Source organism: Pararhizobium sp. DWP1-1-3, from assembly GCF_049896125.1.
Taxonomy (GTDB): Bacteria; Pseudomonadota; Alphaproteobacteria; order Rhizobiales; family Rhizobiaceae; genus Pararhizobium.
This window is the reverse complement of sequence record NZ_JAFCTR010000001.1, coordinates 426,599-443,061: the sequence shown is the minus strand read 5'-3', so window position 1 is coordinate 443,061 and position 16,463 is coordinate 426,599. Positions and strand designations below refer to the sequence as shown.

17 protein-coding genes and 1 other RNA gene are annotated in these 16,463 nt (G+C 60.4%); 6 read left to right on the top strand and 12 right to left on the bottom strand.

Features of this window, described 5'->3' with window-relative positions:
- Window positions 1-8: 8 nt before the first annotated feature.
- On the bottom strand, window positions 9-914 hold the full coding sequence (gene miaA / locus ACP7BS_RS02015; RefSeq protein WP_426235696.1) for a tRNA (adenosine(37)-N6)-dimethylallyltransferase MiaA: 906 nt from the start codon (window positions 912-914) through the stop codon (window positions 9-11).
- Between miaA and serB the strand changes: the two genes are divergently transcribed.
- Window positions 913-1,800 (top strand): phosphoserine phosphatase SerB, encoded by an 888-nt coding sequence (gene serB, locus ACP7BS_RS02010; RefSeq protein ID WP_426235694.1) that lies wholly within the window; start codon window positions 913-915, stop codon window positions 1,798-1,800. The genes miaA and serB overlap by 2 nt on opposite strands.
- The gene (locus ACP7BS_RS02005) at window positions 1,797-2,354 is read left to right on the top strand and encodes a GNAT family N-acetyltransferase (RefSeq protein ID WP_426235692.1); all 558 of its coding nucleotides are present in this window, start codon (window positions 1,797-1,799) and stop codon (window positions 2,352-2,354) included. The genes serB and ACP7BS_RS02005 overlap by 4 nt, the downstream gene beginning before the upstream one ends.
- A gap of 52 nt (window positions 2,355-2,406) precedes the next feature.
- Here ACP7BS_RS02005 and ACP7BS_RS02000 read toward each other — a convergent pair whose 3' ends face one another.
- The 9 genes from ACP7BS_RS02000 to ACP7BS_RS01960 form a co-directional block, all read right to left on the bottom strand.
- A complete protein-coding gene (locus tag ACP7BS_RS02000) occupies window positions 2,407-3,945 on the bottom strand; it encodes a DegQ family serine endoprotease (protein WP_426235690.1) in 1,539 nt (512 codons plus the stop codon).
- A 205-nt stretch (window positions 3,946-4,150) separates the two neighbouring features.
- On the bottom strand, window positions 4,151-4,537 hold the full coding sequence (locus ACP7BS_RS01995) for an ACT domain-containing protein (RefSeq protein ID WP_426235688.1): 387 nt from the start codon (window positions 4,535-4,537) through the stop codon (window positions 4,151-4,153).
- Between the two features lie 3 nt (window positions 4,538-4,540).
- Window positions 4,541-4,726 (bottom strand): DUF2065 domain-containing protein, encoded by a 186-nt coding sequence (locus ACP7BS_RS01990; protein WP_037096230.1) that lies wholly within the window; start codon window positions 4,724-4,726, stop codon window positions 4,541-4,543.
- Between the two features lie 8 nt (window positions 4,727-4,734).
- The gene (gene hflC, locus ACP7BS_RS01985; RefSeq protein ID WP_426227753.1) at window positions 4,735-5,652 is read right to left on the bottom strand and encodes a protease modulator HflC; all 918 of its coding nucleotides are present in this window, start codon (window positions 5,650-5,652) and stop codon (window positions 4,735-4,737) included.
- Complete coding sequence (gene hflK, locus ACP7BS_RS01980) at window positions 5,652-6,767, bottom strand: FtsH protease activity modulator HflK (RefSeq protein ID WP_426227751.1); 1,116 nt, start codon at window positions 6,765-6,767, stop codon at window positions 5,652-5,654. Before hflK ends, hflC begins: the two co-directional genes overlap by 1 nt.
- Window positions 6,768-6,916: 149 nt before the next feature.
- Window positions 6,917-7,432, bottom strand: coding sequence for a dihydrofolate reductase (locus tag ACP7BS_RS01975; protein ID WP_426235686.1), 516 nt, complete (start codon window positions 7,430-7,432; stop codon window positions 6,917-6,919).
- Window positions 7,425-8,030, bottom strand: coding sequence for a glutathione S-transferase family protein (locus ACP7BS_RS01970; protein WP_426227747.1), 606 nt, complete (start codon window positions 8,028-8,030; stop codon window positions 7,425-7,427). The genes ACP7BS_RS01975 and ACP7BS_RS01970 overlap by 8 nt, the downstream gene beginning before the upstream one ends.
- A gap of 62 nt (window positions 8,031-8,092) precedes the next feature.
- Window positions 8,093-8,887 carry a thymidylate synthase gene (locus tag ACP7BS_RS01965; protein WP_426235684.1) on the bottom strand — a complete coding sequence of 265 codons (795 nt, stop codon included), beginning with the start codon at window positions 8,885-8,887 and terminating at the stop codon, window positions 8,093-8,095.
- A 105-nt stretch (window positions 8,888-8,992) separates the two neighbouring features.
- On the bottom strand, window positions 8,993-9,301 hold the full coding sequence (locus ACP7BS_RS01960) for a DUF2853 family protein (RefSeq protein ID WP_426235682.1): 309 nt from the start codon (window positions 9,299-9,301) through the stop codon (window positions 8,993-8,995).
- 141 nt (window positions 9,302-9,442) lie between these two features.
- Between ACP7BS_RS01960 and ssrA the strand changes: the two genes are divergently transcribed.
- From ssrA to ACP7BS_RS01940, 4 genes are all read left to right on the top strand, one after another.
- Window positions 9,443-9,823: a transfer-messenger RNA gene (gene ssrA, locus ACP7BS_RS01955) on the top strand.
- A gap of 162 nt (window positions 9,824-9,985) precedes the next feature.
- Complete coding sequence (locus ACP7BS_RS01950; RefSeq protein WP_426235681.1) at window positions 9,986-10,516, top strand: SspB family protein; 531 nt, start codon at window positions 9,986-9,988, stop codon at window positions 10,514-10,516.
- Between the two features lie 25 nt (window positions 10,517-10,541).
- Window positions 10,542-10,739, top strand: a complete 198-nt coding sequence (locus tag ACP7BS_RS01945; protein ID WP_426235679.1) for a DUF4169 family protein — start codon at window positions 10,542-10,544, stop codon at window positions 10,737-10,739.
- 98 nt (window positions 10,740-10,837) lie between these two features.
- Window positions 10,838-11,053: a ribbon-helix-helix domain-containing protein gene (locus tag ACP7BS_RS01940; RefSeq protein WP_426227737.1), complete on the top strand. Its 216-nt coding sequence runs from the start codon at window positions 10,838-10,840 to the stop codon at window positions 11,051-11,053.
- 50 nt (window positions 11,054-11,103) lie between these two features.
- On the opposite strand, the gene ACP7BS_RS01935 is transcribed toward ACP7BS_RS01940, so the two are convergent.
- Together ACP7BS_RS01935 and ACP7BS_RS01930 are read right to left on the bottom strand one after the other, a co-directional pair.
- Window positions 11,104-14,913: an AsmA-like C-terminal region-containing protein gene (locus ACP7BS_RS01935; protein WP_426235677.1), complete on the bottom strand. Its 3,810-nt coding sequence runs from the start codon at window positions 14,911-14,913 to the stop codon at window positions 11,104-11,106.
- A gap of 83 nt (window positions 14,914-14,996) precedes the next feature.
- Complete coding sequence (locus ACP7BS_RS01930; RefSeq protein WP_426235675.1) at window positions 14,997-16,406, bottom strand: FAD-binding oxidoreductase; 1,410 nt, start codon at window positions 16,404-16,406, stop codon at window positions 14,997-14,999.
- Between the last annotated feature and the right edge of the window lie 57 nt (window positions 16,407-16,463).

Sequence of the window (16,463 nt, the reverse complement as noted above, 5' to 3'; positions counted from 1 at the left end):
CGGCGGCCTCAGGCGTTTGCCGGGTCTAAGCGCTGCCAGCTTTCATCCAGCTGATTGCGAAACCAGGTCATCTGCCGCTTGGCATATTGCCGTGTGGCCGCCGACGACGTTTCGATCACCTCGGCTTTGCTCATCGTTCCGGACAGCATTGCAGCAATCTGCGGCACGCCGATCGCCTTCATCGCCGGCATTTCCGGCTTGAGCGCGAGCGACAGGAGAACCTTCACTTCCTCGACAGCACCGCTTTCCAGCATCCCGGCAAACCGCTGGTCGATCCGCTGGCGCAGCAGCGCCCGGTCCGGCAGCACGACGATTTTCATGGCGCGATCAGGATCGACAGCGACAGGACCTTGGCGCGCCTGAAAGATGCGGATGGACTGGCCGGTTGCCATCAAGATTTCCAGGGCACGCGCAACGCGCTGCCCATCGCCGGGCCGCAGGATGGCAGCGGTTTCCGGATCCTTGTCCGACAGGCTCGCATGCAGGGCTTCGGCCCCCTCGGCCAGCAAGCGGCCCCGTACCGCGTCGCGTATCGCAGCAGGTACGGCCGGCATGTCCGACAGCCCGCCGGTCAGCGCCTTGAAATAGAGCCCGGTGCCCCCGACGAACACAGGAATGCGCCCTTCGCTGCGTACGGTTTCCAGTACCGCCACCGCGTCACGGAACCATTCGCCGGTCGAATAGTGCCGCGAGGCCGGGACATGGCCATAGAGATGATGCATAACGCCCTGCATGTCGGCCTCGGACGGGCGCGCGGTCAGCACATGCAGGGTGTCATAAACCTGCATGCTGTCGGCATTAACAACGACGCCATTGTGCTGTTTCGCCAGCGCGACGGCGAGAGCGGACTTGCCGCTGGCAGTCGGCCCGGTTATCAGGATTGCGTCCTGTCCAATCTCAAGGTTTTTCATCATGGCCTTCGTTGCCACGCTTGTTGCCAATCCGTCAAATCCCGTTCTGACCACAACGCTCGCCGAGGAGGCCGCAGCGGCAGTCGACGCATCCGGCCTCTATTGGCTGGCCGACGGCGTCGCCTGCGATATCGCGCTGAAGGACGGCGCCAATCCGGACTGGCAGGAAGCGCTGCTGCGTGGCGTCATCGGCGATGCCCCCATCGATGTCATCGTCCAGAACGCCGAGACACGCCGCAAGAAACTGCTGATCGCCGATATGGATTCCACCATGATCGGCCAGGAATGCATTGACGAACTTGCCGCCGAAGTCGGCCTGAAAGACAAGGTCGCCGCGATCACGGCCCGGGCGATGAACGGCGAGATCGCCTTCGAGCCGGCGCTGACGGAGCGTGTCGCCCTGCTCAAGGGCCTGCCGCTCAGCGTCGTCGGCGAGGTCATCGAAAAACGTATCACCCTGACCCCCGGTGGCCTCGAGCTGGTCGCGACCATGAAGGCAAAGGGCTACTACACCGCCCTGGTCTCCGGTGGCTTTACCGTCTTCACCGGTCCGATTGCCGCAAGACTAGGCTTCGATGAAAACCGCGCCAACATTTTGCTGGAAAAAGACGGCCATCTCACCGGCGCTGTCGCAGAACCGATCCTCGGCAAGCAGGCCAAAGTGGACGCACTGGTCGAGATCACCACGCGGCTCGGCATTTCGACCGCGGACGCCCTTGCGGTCGGCGATGGCGCCAACGATCTCGGCATGCTGCATCTGGCTGGCGCCGGCGTTGCTCTGCATGCCAAGCCGATGGTCTCGGCGCAGGTCAATATCCGCATCGATCACGCCGATCTCACAGCCCTTCTCTATATCCAGGGCTACCGGAAGACGGATTTCGTCCGGTGATCATCCTGGAAACAGAGCGCCTGCGCATCCGCAACTGGCTGGAAACGGACCGGCCCCTTTTTGCCGAAATCAACGCCGATCCGAAGGTGATGGAATTCTTTCCCCGCCGGCGCCCGCGCGAAGAGGCCGATGCCCTGATGGACGAGGTTCGGCGGCGGATCAAGGAGACCGGACTTGGTTTTTTCGCGCTGGCATTGAAGGACACCGATGAGCCTATCGGTTTTCTCGGCCTTGCCCGCACCGATCTTGAACCCTTCCTGCCGGACGGCACGGTGGAGATCGGCTGGCGGCTGGCCGTCCGCTTCTGGCGCCAGGGGTTTGCCACCGAGGCTGGGCAAGCGATGCTCCGGCATGGCTTCGAAAAGCACCGCCTTGCGGAAATCGTCTCCTTCGCAGTGGAGAACAATGCGCGCTCGACGGCCGTGATGACACGCATAGGCCTGCGCCACGATCCGTCCCGCGACTTCGAGCATCCGCGCGTGCCGGATACGACGCCGCATCTCAAGCACCATATCGTCTATGCGCTTAGCCGTGAGGAATGGCAGACGCGATAAAGGCGGACTTCTCAGCCCGCCTTCCAATCCTTCATCGCCTTCAGGCGAAAAATTATTCCATCCGTACCGTGACAAATCGCAGTTCGCCGGTCTTGTTGGCGATCATCAAAAGCGCATTGCGCCGGCCGTCCGCCTTCAGTTCCTCGATCCGGGCCGAGACATCCTCCGGCGTCTTCATCGCTTCCTGGCCGATCTCGACGATCACGTCGCCGGATGCGATCCGCCGTTCGGCAGCGGCCGATTGCGGCTGGACCTCGGCGATGACGACCCCTTCGACATCCTCGGAAATTCCATAGGTCTTGCGGCTATCGGCATCGAGCATGGCAAGCTTCATGCCGAGCACTACATCGGATGCCGGCAATTCGGCGGCCGGAGGCTCGGCCTGGTCGGTGCCTTCGTCAGCCTGAGGGGCTTTTGCCGCCTCTGCCTCGGCCAGGTTTTCTCCGTCTTCGAGACGGCCGAGCGTCACCTTGACGGTCATTTCCTTGCCGTCGCGCACGATCACCACATCGACGGCCTTGCCGACCGGGCTTTCGGCGACCACACGCGGCAGATCGCGCATCTCGACGACATCCCGGCCATCGAACTTGAGAATCACGTCACCCGTCTTGATCTCGCCGCCATCGACCGGACCGCCCTTGATGATCCCGGCGACGAGCGCGCCCTTCGGCGTGTCCATCTTCAGGCTTTCGGCAATATCTCCCGTCACCGGCTGAATGCGCACGCCAAGCCAGCCGCGATGGGTTTCGCCGAACTCCCTCAGCTGGGAAATGACGTTGCTGGCAAGTTCCGTCGGAACCGAGAAGCCGATCCCGATCGAGCCGCCGGTGGGCGAAATGATCGCCGTGTTGATGCCGATGACCTCACCCTTCATATTGAAGAGCGGGCCGCCGGAATTGCCCTTGTTAATCGCAGCATCAGTCTGGATGAAATTGTCATAGGGGCCGGCATTGATGTTGCGGCCGCGCGCCGAAATGATACCGACCGTCACCGTACCGCCGAGACCGAACGGATTGCCGATCGCCATCACCCAGTCGCCGATCCGCATCTGCCTGGAATCACCGATCGGAACCGCCGTCAAAGGCTTCTTCGGTTCGACCTTCAGCACGGCAAGGTCGGTCTTGGTATCCGTGCCGATCAGCTTGGCCTTGAGCTTGGTGCCGTTGGCGAAATTGATCTCGATATCGTCGGCACCTTCGATCACGTGATTGTTGGTGACGATGATGCCTGAGGGATCGATGACGAAGCCGGAACCAAGCGAATCGACGGTGCGCTGGCGGCTACCGCCCTCGCCGCCCTTGCCCTTGAAAAACTCGTCGAAGAAATCCTGGAACGGCGATCCCTCCGGCACCTGCGGCATCGGTGCCTCGTCGTCGTTTTTCACCTTCTGCGAGGTCGAGATATTGACGACCGCATCGAGCAGGCCGGCAGCGAGATCGGCAACCGATTCCGGACCCTGCTGTGTCTGCAACGGTGCCTTGGTCTGCGCATGCGCCACGGACGACAGCACCGGTACCGCATTCATCAGCAGCGTAGCACTTGCAGCGAACGTGACGGACCGGAAGAAGGAAGCGCGGATGGACAAGCCCATGGGGTCCTCTCGATTTGGGAAGGCAGGCCGCTAAGACCGACCGGCAAAAAAGTGCGTCATATGGACGGTCACAACTGCGAGGCTGGCTTTGCGTCAACCTCCATGCCGTGCAAGGTGGCGTATAATCTGTTCGAAGATAAGGCGGATTTGGAACGCGTCCAGTCATCTTTTCGTCAGCGTCTCAAGGTCCGCCTGGGCCAGCCCCTCAATTCATCAGTTCGTGACCATGCGCCTTCAACGCCGCCAGGGCCTTGTCGAGGTCGGAGCCGATGATGAAGATGTAATCGGTGCTGAAGGTGGAATTGGCGAAGATGCCGACGCCGGCCTCGGAAAGCGGGTTCAGCACGGAGGCAAGAATGCCGGGAATATCGAGAGTGAAATGCTGTTCGATGCGGAAACAGCGCCAGCCGCCGGACGACTGGATACTGGAGGGGATGCGCGCCGCCCGGCAGACAAGCGTCATCTCCTCGCGCGAACTTGAAACGGCCCAGAAGCCGGCGCCCGGTAGCCAATCGGGTAGCGGCGTTCCGATTTTGAGCCTCGTGATCGCATATTCTGCGTCCACCAATCGAATGAGCAATTTATGTGTCATGTCCTATCCTCGCACCATCCAGACAAGTGCGACGCCGATGACGACGGAAACGAGCCCGAACAGCCGCAACTGTTGCTCTGGTATATGGGGCAAACGCTTTGCCATTTCCACCAAAACCAAAGGGGCCAGTGCGTACACTAGCCCCTCGATGATCAGGAAAAAAGCAATTCCCGTCAGAAAGTCACTCATTTCGCTGATCAGTTTCCTGCAGCGGGCTGAGTGTCGGCCGGAGCGGGTGCACCATCCGAACTGTTGAAATAACGGAAGAATTCCGAGTCCGGCGACAACACGAGCGTGGTGTCAGGGCTTCCGATTGCCTGTTCATAGGCGGTCATCGAGCGGTAGAACTCGAAGAACTTCGGATCGCGGGAAAAAGCATCGGCAAACACGCTGGTCCGCTCGGCTTCGCCTTCACCGCGCAGGATTTCCGAATCACGCTGCGCTTCGGCAACGAACTCGACAACCTGACGGTCAGCGACGGCGCGGCGGGTCTGGCCCTTTTCGTTACCACGGGCACGGATCAGTTCGGCTTCCGCCAAACGCTCAGCCTTCATCCGCTCGAACGTCTGCTGCGAAACTTCCTGCGTCAGGTCGGTGCGCTGGATGCGGACATCCTCGATGTTGAGGCCGAGCGATTCGGCGTCTGTCTTCAGGTCGGCCCGGACTTCGCGCATCATCGATGCACGTTCTTCGGAAAGCGCCGATTCGAAACCACGCAGACCGTAGACCCGGCGCAACGAGGCATCGAGACGGGTGCGAAGACGCGATTCGGCCGAAGCGCGATCACCGGATACCGTTTCGCGGAAGCGGCGGGCATCGGCGATCTTGTAGACGACGAAAGCGTCGACTTCATAGAACTTGCCGCCGGAGACCTGAACGCGGATATTGTCGAGGTCGAAGCGCAGGGCCTGCTTTTCGACATATTGGACGCGGTCGGCATCCATGAACGCGAACGGCAGCTTGAAATAGAGCCCCGGTTCGGTCTTGACGTCCTTGATCTGACCGAAACGCACGACAATTGCCTGCTGGCGCTGGTTGACGATGAACACGGAGGAATAGACCGCCATCAGCACGAGCGCGAGGCCGATGAGGATATAGGGAAGACGATTGGTCATTACTGGGCCCCTCCCGACTGCGCGGGCTTGCCGATTTCATTGAGCGGCAGATAAGGCATGACGCCCTGGCCGTTCTTCTCGTCGAGAATGACCTTCTTGGACTTGCCGAGAACACCCTGCATCGTTTCGAGATAGAGGCGCTTGCGCGTCACATCGGGGGCCTTGGAATAGGCGTCGTAAACCGAGATGAAGCGCTGCGCCTCACCCTGTGCTTCCTTGACGACACGCCCCTTGTAAGCGGCCGCTTCTTCGCGCAACTGGGCTGCCTGACCACGGGCCTTACCGAGAACCTGGTTGGCATACTGGTTGGCTTCTTCGACGAACCGGTCTTCGTCCTGCTCGGCACGCTGTACTTCGTCGAACGCATCTGCCACTTCGCGCGGCGGTGCTGCATCCTCGATAGCAACCGTGTTGACGGAGACGCCGGCACCATAGGCATCCATCGTCGCCTGGATCGTGGTCTTCACGTCGGCAGCGATCGCCTGACGATTGTCGCGGAAGATGTCCTGTGCGGGACGACGGCCGACGACTTCGCGCATGGCGCTTTCGGCAACCTGCTGCAGCGTGTCGGACGGATCCTCGACGTTGAAGAGATAGGCCTTCGGATCGGTCACGGAAAACAGCACGGAAAACTGAACATTGACGATGTTCTGGTCGCCAGACAGCATCAGGCCGCTGCCGGCCTGATCGCCAACGCCTGCCCTGTTGCCGATATTCTGCTGCTGCTCGGTGATCTTGACCATCTCGACCGTTTCAAGCGGCCAGAAGTGGTAATGCAGACCCGGCATGGAAATCTCGTCCTTCGGCTTGCCGAAACGCATCTCGACGCCGCGCTCGTCCGGCTGGACGGTGTAGATCGAATTCATCAGGACGAAGCCGACGATCAGAAGGCCGATGATCGCAACGACACCGCCGTTGAAACCGCCCGGAACCACACTTTTCAGCTGGTCTTGACCCCGGCGGAAGATTTCCTCGAGGTCTGGAGGACCGCCATTGCCACGGCCACCGCCGCCGCCACGCGGCCGGTTCGGCCCCTGGCCCCAAGGACCCTTGTTATCACCGCCGCCGCCGCCCCAAGGGCCACCGCCGCCGCCGTTCTGATTGCTCCAGGGCATTCATACCTCTTCTATAGAAAAATTCCGAGATCAATGCCCCCCGGACGTGCCGCGAGCCATGATGTGAACCCGTTATAGGTATGTCCAGAACGGCTTTCAACGCGATGCATCCAACTTCACCGTAAATCCGGCAAAATAGTTAGCATTGCTCAGCTTTTCCGCCGCCAAGTCGAGAAATGCATGGCGTGACTGTCCTTCTCGCCTCGCGGCAGGGGTTCGTCGACGATCTTTTCGAAAACAGCGGGATCGATCACGGGAAACCGGGTATCACCTTCGATCTCGGCGGCAACCGTGGTGACATGCAGGAGATCGGCAAGATCGATCGCCTGACGGTAGATCTCGCCACCGCCAATGATGCAGACCTCATCGACACCAAGCTCGGCCGCCGATCTGCGCGCTTCAACCAGCGCCGCCTCCAGAGATTGAACGGCAATAGCCCCTTCCGGTGCGAAATGCGCATCCCGGCTGATGACGATATTGGGACGGCCCGGAAGCGGGCCTCCGATCGAGGCCCAGGTTTTTCGCCCCATGATCACCGGTTTTCCGAGCGTCAGCGCCTTGAACCGCTTGAGGTCGCTGGGCAGATGCCACGGCAGGCCGCCGTCCCTGCCGATCACGCCATTGGCGGAGACCGCGACGACAATGCTCATTTTCGGCTCAGTCATGAAATCCATCCGGCTTGACGTCGATCGCGCTGGCACGGGCAAGCGCCGGGCGTGCAATCATCGACTGCACATATTCATCGACTACCGGACTGTCCGGCAACAGCTTGCGCATCCATGTCAGCGCACTGACCAGCAGGAGATCGACGGCGCTGACCGTGTTGCCCAGAAGAAACGGCTGTTTGGTCAGCGTCTCCACCACATGCATGCACATGTCCTCGTACACCTTCAAAAGGGCAGGATTGGCGGCAGCGACACCCGACAGGAAGGCACTACCGGACGGCTCTATCACGCCGGCATAATAGGCAAGCCAGGACAGATAGGCACCGCGTTCCGGATGCCCCGGCGGGCGGCCCAGTTCCGACTCCTGATAAAGTTCGACCAGGTACTGGGTGACGGCGGTGGACTCGGTGATCAGCGCGCCATTGTGCAGAAGCGCCGGAACCTGTTTGTGCGGATGCGGATTGTTTTCGTCTGGTCCGCCCGAGCCATCCCAGCGGCGGATGGAGACATAGCGGATCTCATACTCCGCCCCCAATTCCTCGAGCAGCCAGATGATTCGCGATGAGCGCGATCGCGGCGCATGGATCAACGTCAGCATGGGGTCCTCCTCGACCGTTCAACCTCAGGTCATCCTGTGCCGTGACAGTGTCATCATTGCGGTTACACCGCAACCGGTGCCTTGATATGTGAATCGGGTTCGTAGCCGACGAGCTCAAAGTCTTCGAAACGAAAGGAAAACAGGTCTTTTACATCCGGATTGATGATCATCCTCGGCAATGCCTTCGGCGTGCGGGCCAACTGCTCGCGGACCTGGTCGAAATGATTGTGATAGATATGCGTGTCGCCGAACGTATGGACGAAATCGCCGGGTTGAAGATCACAGACCTGCGCCACCATCAGCGTCAACAGCGTATAGGAGGCGATATTGAACGGCACGCCCAGGAACACGTCGCCGGAGCGCTGATAGAGCTGACAGGACAGTTTTCCGTCCGACACATAGAACTGGAACAGGCAATGGCAGGGCGGCAGCGCCATCTCGTCGATCAGTGCCGGGTTCCAGGCAGAAACGATATGACGGCGCGAGTTGGGGTTTTTCTTCAGCCCCTCGACAAGGGCGACGATCTGATCGAGATGCCGGCCGTCATGGGTCGGCCAAGAGCGCCACTGGTAGCCATAGACCGGCCCGAGATCGCCGTTGGCGTCGGCCCATTCATCCCAGATGTGAACGCCGTTTTCCTTGAGATAGGCGATATTGGTATCGCCCTTCAGGAACCAGAGCAGTTCATGGATGATCGACTTGAGGTGCAGTTTCTTCGTCGTCAGGACCGGAAAGCCATCGCCGAGGTTGAAACGCATCTGATGACCGAAGACGGACCGCGTACCGGTGCCGGTGCGGTCGCCGCGGTCCGAGCCTGTCTCCATGACATGGCGCAAGAGGTCGAGATACTGTTTCATAGGGTCCGCCGCCGATTCGTTTGGGGTAAAATAGGCGCAAGGCGGCGGCGAACCAATCGGTAAATACCGGGTTTCCCCAAACTCGACTTCAAATGCTGCGAATGATCAGAGCACCGCCAGCTTGTCGAGATGTTTGGCCACCAGGTAGTAGAAAGTCACACGCGACTTCGAACGATCCCCAGCCATTGTCTTGGCAACCGCATTAACGGCTGCGTCGGCGTCCGGTCCGGTGACGCCGAGCTTCTTGCCACACCATTTTTCCTTGACCCGGTCGAATTCCGTCGGGTCGGAGGCGGAGACGAGCGCGGAATCCTTGTTGCGCAATGCGATGCCCAGATGCTTGACGATTTTGTTCACTGCGGCCTCATCGGCGGCGTCATCGTATTTTTTCACATCTGCGAGATAATCCGTCATGGTGTCTCCTCACACGGTTTGGCTTCACGCCCGCACTCTTCCTGATGAAAGATACGCAACACGAGTTTTTTCACGCTTGGCGAGCATGTCAAGAGCCATCCGGACCCGATGCGTGCGAAGCCTTATTGTATTTTCGCAAAGGCCCTTTTCTTGGCGCAGTTTAGGACCTATATGACAGTTGCCGTCTTCGGGCGGCTATGGTGATAAACAGGCGATGAAATAAACCTATTGGACCCGGGGGCGGTACCCGGCGCCTCCACCAAAAACCGGTCGGCCGTGACTTACATGTCAGGAAAGACGGACCGGCTTTTGATGGGGGCGAAATAGGATCGACAAGGGTGTAAAGATCGACTTTTTGCTCGGCATTGTACCACCGTTATCGGGCTAAAATTGTAGTTGCAAACGACAACTATGCGGAAGCTCGTCTCGCTGCTTAATCGCAGTGTGACACTTCAAATCAAGTCCTTGCGGTTCGCACCGTAAGGCGGGGTTCGGAGGTACCTGGCAACAGAAACCTCCACTTCTCCCATCTCCGCACGACCCTCTCCCCATCGACGCCGCCTTCTCGGTTGCCTTGAAATGGTCTATAGATGGTGCAAATGACTCGTATGTCGGGACTTTCCTGCGTACAGAGCAAATGGCATAAGTGTGACAGAGTTGAGTTACAAGAAAGACGGGGATCTTATGGGCCAAGACCATATCCGCTACGACATTCTGGCGCAGGATGCGCTTCGCAGCGTCATTCGCAAGGTCCTGATCGAAGTCGCAGCAACCGGCGCCCTTCCCGGTGATCATCATTTCTTCATCACATTCCTCACCGGCGCGCCTGGCGTGCGCATTTCCCAGCATCTTAAAGCCAAATATGCCGAGCAGATGACGATCGTCGTGCAGCATCAGTTCTGGGACCTGAAGGTCACCGAAACGCTGTTCGAAATCGGCCTTTCTTTCTCCGATACGCCGGAAAAACTGGTTATCCCGTTCAACGCCATTCGCGGCTTCTACGATCCGTCCGTCAATTTCGAGCTTGAGTTCGATGTCGCGGCCTTTGACGAGGAAGAAACCGCCGAAATCACCGCCTATCCGGTCGCCGCAGCGGAAAAGTCCGACGAGCAGGACACCGAAGCCAAAACCGGTGACAATGGCAAGACCGGCGATGATGGCAAGAAGGAAGGCGGCTCGGTGGTGTCACTGGATTCCTTCCGCAAGAAGAACTGAAACTCCAACTGCAGACAGGCTCATCATGACCGGCAACGTCGTCAATCTCCGTCAGTTCCGCAAGCAGAAGGCGCGGACGGAGAAGGACAAGACGGCGGATCAGAACCGTATCTCCTTCGGCCGGACGAAGGTCGAAAAACAGCTGACCAAGGCGCTCAACGACAAGGCCGGCAAAGCCCTCGACCAGGGTAAGCGCGAGACGCCACCGGATAAGCGCCCCTGAGGTCCTCAGTCGCCCTCCATCTCCAACGAAATCAATAGATAAGCCCAATTTCCGGAATCGCTTTCAAAGAAGGGTGATTCATTTTCTGAGGCGACATCGTGATCCGCAAGCATTCTGCGACCCTGCACGGTCATCGCACCAGCTTTTCGCTGGAGGAACCGTTCTGGCAGGAGTTGAAGGTAATTGCAGAAGGCCGGCAGATGCCGCTCGCACAACTCATTGCACAGATCGATGACGCCCGCCCGGCCGATAGCAACCTGTCCTCGGCACTCAGGGTGTACGTGCTGAACTGGATCAAGGCCGCTAAAACGTGAACCTGCCTGAATGCCGCGACCGCCTTCACCTAGCGATGATCTTGGAAAGCCTATTGCGGCCGCACACCCGGCAATGCTTCAAAATTAAGCCCTTGCTGCGGTGTCGGGATGACCGGCGACTGCTCGGCGGGCTGTTGTAGAATCCCACCCTGAGGTGCAGCTGGATCGACACGTTGTACACCACCGCCTGTCGGATCGAACGGCAAAAGGCTCTGGTTCCTTTGTTCATCGGTCTTTCGGGCAGCGTCTTCGGCCGCCTTGGCAGCTACGGCCTCGTCCGCCGCCTTTTTATCGGCAAGCGCCCGTGCATCGGCCTCTGCCTTCTGCCGCGCAGCCGCCTCCGCAGCCAGTTCGCGCCGGCGTTGCTCTTCGATGGCCCGCAGACGTGCCGCCTCGCGCTCGACCGCATTGGCCTTGTAGAGCGCCACCTCACGGCGCAGCCGCTGTTTTTCAAGCACGTTTGCCTGTAGCGTCTCGACGCGGCGGCGTTCGCGCTCAAAGGCTCTCAGCGACAGGAAATTCGACATATCCGTGGCGTCGAATGTAAGGCCCGGCGAATGCAGAAGTCCGGCATAGTCGAGGCTCACCTGCGCCTCGGCGCCCGTAAGCGCTTCCTCGCCCGGACGGAAATCGACCGCCACATCCGCAGTCATCCGTTCGTCGGGAAAGCTGATTTCCAGATTTCCGGAAAGATTGGCAGCAGCATCCCCTGCAGTGACGTTCTGTGCCCGCAACGTGCCGCCGGCGATGCTGAACGGCACCGTCACCGCCCCCAAAGCCGTCTGCCCGGCCAGAACGGCCTTTTCGGCCAGCGGCATGACCGAAGCCGGCGTGATATCGCCGTCGATCCGATCTGCCGCAGCCATGATATCCGGCAGCGCGGCGCTGTTCAGGCCATGAACGATCGTATCGCGCAGCGTCGCCGTCCCCGATCCGCTTGCCGATTCCGCCATGGCCCGTGCCGTCTTGCCGGAGGCCTCAAGGGCCAGCGTCAGATCGAATTTTCCCTCGGCAACAGCCGCACCGCCGGTTTTCCAGACCGCAGCAGCCAGATCGCCGTCCTTGAGGTTAAGCCGGGTCTGGAAAAAGCCGGAGCCATCGCCGTTGCCAAGCAGCAGGCGGCCATCGATCCTGCCGCCCAGCCAGCTGCCGGCGATCGTGTCGATCGCAATCTGGTCGCCTTTCCAGGCAAGCTTGCCGGACATATCGGAAACAGCCCCATATATACCCGGCCAGAAGCGTTTGGCGGAGATATCGACAGCCACATCGAGCCCGCTCCAGGCCGGCTGAACCACAGGCAATTCGGACAGATCGCCGCTTGCAGCGTCCTGCACGGGGCCAAGAATGCCCTCGCCGACCCAGGCCATATCAAGCGTGTCGAATGCAATCTGGCCTGTCGCCTTGCCCGGCATCTTCCGGTCGATCGCAAACGTGCCGGAAAAAGCGTTGCCGTCCGCCTTGCCCTCGATCGATGACAGGCTGACGGCATCGGCCGTCGTCGCTACATCCGCCTTCACAGCCAGCGGCAGGCCGGTTCCCATCTGCGGCAAACCGATCCCCTGCAACAACAGGAAGGGCTCGAAATCCTGGCTTTCGAGCGAGATCTTCGATTGACCGGACAAAAAATTATCGCGCGAAAGATCAATATCGCCGTTGGCAGAAAGGGCAGTGCGGGCCGTCGTGAACGTCAGGCCGGCATTGGCCTTCTGGCCATCGGTACCCTGCAGCTTTACCGACAGGATGGCATTCTCGTCCGCGTCGAACGGCAAGGGATCAAAACCGACCTGGCCGAGCAGAACCGGCGTGGACGGGTTTTCCATCGTCGCTTCCAAGAGGATGCCCTGCCCGGCAAGGGCCTGCGCGATATCCGGTGCCTGATAATTGGCGGCGATCTTGGTGCCGTTGGCCGAGCCGACAATACCGAATGTCACCGGCGCCTTGCCGTCCTGGCTGCCGGCGGACAGCGTCAGGTCCAGTGCCGTATTGCTGTAATAAGGGCCGCTCTTCACCAGCCGCTCCAGCGCCGGATGCGCTTCGGCATGGCGCTCGATCATCTTCAGGAACGGGGTAATATCCGGCGATGCCAGCTTCATCTTGGCCGAAATCACCGGCGCAATCATTTCGCCGCTCATCCGGCCCGACAGCGCCAGCTGCGTGCCTGCAATATCGCCGATCGATACCCGCTCCGCCTGCAGCTGCCCGTTCTTCAGCGTTGCCACCAGCTGCACGTCGCTGGCATCCTCGCCGAAAGCGGAGAATTTATCCGCCGAAAGGTCCGCCGCGATCGTATGCGATAGCAGCGTCGCGGTGGAGGCGTCGCCGGCCACCAGACCGGCCAGCGCCTGCAGCGCTTCCAGATCGATGCTATTGCCGTTGAGTTGTAGCGACAGGTTCGGCCGCGCGCCCTCGGGTGCCTGCCGCTCGATACGGCCGCGCAAGACAGCAGGCCCCGCCGCCACCTCCAGCCGCTCGAACTGCTGCAAGGTATCCGTCAGGTTCACCGTCGCCGAAAAACCGGCGGTCTTCAATTTGCGGATCGCTGGATCGACGGAGCCCGCAAGCCAGGTCGCCAGACCCGAAGGCTGGTTGGACGCAACCAGCATCTCGCCGCGAAAGGCGCGCAAGCCTGTCAGCTGCAACCGCCCCTTGGCCTCGAATTGCGTGCGGCCGGGCAGTTGACCAACGGCATTATCGACCATCCAGCCTGCCCCGTCGGGCCGCAGATCAAGCCTCACGTCACGCACGGTCGTATCGCCGATGACGATTGCCGGCAGTTTCAGGCTCGCCCGGCCCGGTACCTGCGGGATTGGAATATCGGCTGCGATCGCCATGATTGCCGCAAGTCTCTGGCGCACCGAAATAGCCGGGTCGCGGCCGGTCTTGCCGGCAGCACCTGCATTGCCGATGCGGCTGACGTCGATCTGCTGTCCGTCGGCCAGAAGCAGAAATTCCTGCTCCTTGCCGGTATCGAGCGTCGCCTCGCCGGTCACCAGATAAGGATCGTCCTTGGGACCGATCTCCAGCCGGTAATCGGGCACGCGAATGCGCTCATTGGTCAGCTCGAACCCGCCGGTCACCCGTAGGGCTGCCGATTTGTCCTGCGCTTTCTGTGCTTCCGCCGGCTTGTTTTCCGTCAGGGTAAACTTGCCCTGGTACACAGGCTTGAAATCGACGATCTTCAGGTCACCGTCGAGCTCGACGCCGAAGGGCCGCTTGTCAGGCGTCAGGCGCGACCGGAGACCGAGCGAACCGGTTTCATCTGCCTGGCTGCTGGAAAAGGCAAAGCTGCCGGCTTCGCCGTCGAGTGCGGCACGGCCCTCCACCTTCCAGGGACCGGCCAGCGAGCGGGCCGAAAGATCGGCCTCAAGCCCGGTGACGTGCCGTGTCCGGCCGGTCTGCTCGTCGATGAAATCGATCTGACCGCCGGTGATGGCGACGTTTTCAAGGATCACGGTCTTGGCGGGAATGGAGGCTTTGCGGCCCCGCGCCCAATCCAGCGTGCCATCCGGCAAGAGGCGGATTTTCGCCTTGGGCTGCTCCAACCGCATGTCGAAGATCAGCGCTTCGCCGGAGAGGAATGGAGCAAGCTCGGCATCCATGGAAAAATGCGCGACCTGGATCAGTGGTTCGCCGGTTTCCGACTGGCCGACACGCACGTCATTGAGGGTCACCGAGGGAAAGGGAATGAGGCGGGCATCGACACTGCCGTGAACGACCACGGGCTTGCCCATGATCCGGGTTGCCTCGCGCTCGAAATCCTTGCGGAAGTCGGTCCAGTCCACGAACAGCGGCGCAATCAGCGCGGCAAACAGCGCCACGACCAGAAGACCACCGACAAAAACCAGAATTCGCGAAAGCACCAGTTGAAAGCCCTATCCCATTCTACCGCAGAAGATAGCGCCCTTATGGGCGTCTACCACTTCTTACCATCCAGCCGTCATTTTCACATGGCAAAAATCTTGCCGGGATTGAAGATATTGCCGGGATCGAGCGCGCGCTTGACCTGCCGCATCAGATCCAGCGCATCGCCGAGTTCATCCTGGAGAAAAGGCATCTTGCCCTGGCCGATGCCGTGCTCGCCGGTGCAGGTTCCATCCATGTCCAGCGCCCGCCTGTTGAGCCGCGCGACAAAGGCCTCCGCCTTGGCAATGTCGGCGTCGTCCTTGTCATCGAACAGCAGGCCAACGTGGAAATTGCCGTCTCCCGCATGCCCGACGATCGGCGCGATCAGGCCGTGTGCGGCGATATCCTCATGGGTCGCCTCGACACAATCGGCAAGCCGCGAGATCGGCACGCAGACATCGGTGGAGAGAATGGCCAATCCCGGCGCCAGGCTCTTCTGCGCCCAATAGGCGTTATGCCGTGCCTTCCACAGCGTATTGCGCTCCTCGGTATTGGCAGTCCATTGGAATTGCGAACTTCCGAACTCCGCGGCAATCTCGGCAAACTGCTTGGATTGCAGCGCGACACTTTCGGCGTTTCCATGAAACTCGACGAACAACGTCGGCGCTTCCGCAAAAGTCAGCCCTGAATAGGCATTGCTCGCCTTCATCTGCAAGGCATCGAGCAGCTCAATGCGCGCCACGGGAATGCCAGACTGGATCGTCAGGATCACCGTGTTGCAGGCGTCCCCGACCGATGGAAACGAGCAGACGCCGCCGGCGATCAGTTCCGGAATGCCCTGCAGCTTCAACGTAACGGAGGTCAGGATACCGAGCGTGCCTTCCGCCCCGACGAACAGACGGGTGAGATCGTAACCGGCCGATGATTTCTTGGCGCGGTGAGCGGTGCGGATTTCCCGGCCGGCTGCTGTCACCGCCGTCACCGCCAGCACATTGTCCTTCATCGTGCCATAGCGCACGGCATTGGTCCCCGAAGCGCGGGTGGAGGCCATGCCGCCGATCGAGGCGTTGGCGCCGGGATCGATCGGAAAGAACAGGCCGGTATCGCGCAGATAGACATTCAGCGCTTCCCGGGTGATCCCCGGCTGGACGGTACAATCGAAATCGCTGGCATTGACCTCCAGCACCTTGTCCATGCGGCTCATATCGACGCTGATGCCGCCATGCGGCGCGTTGATATGGCCTTCCAGCGATGAGCCGGTACCAAAGGCAATCAGCGGAACTTGGTGCTCGCTGGCAATCGCCACGATCGCCTCGACCTCGGCCGAACTCTCCGGAAAAACGACGCCATCTGGGAGCTGAGCCGGAATATAGGTGGTCGTATGCGCGTGCTGGCCGCGAATAGCTTGCCCGGTCTGGAATCGATCGCCAAACCGTTCGCTCATCAACTGCAGTGCTGCAGCTATGCCGGTTTCGTTGCGGATGCCCGCCTTGATCGCCTTCAGCGCCATATCTCTCCCCCGAACCACCGCGCCGTATAGCGGAAATTCTTAGATTTCAACGCTCTA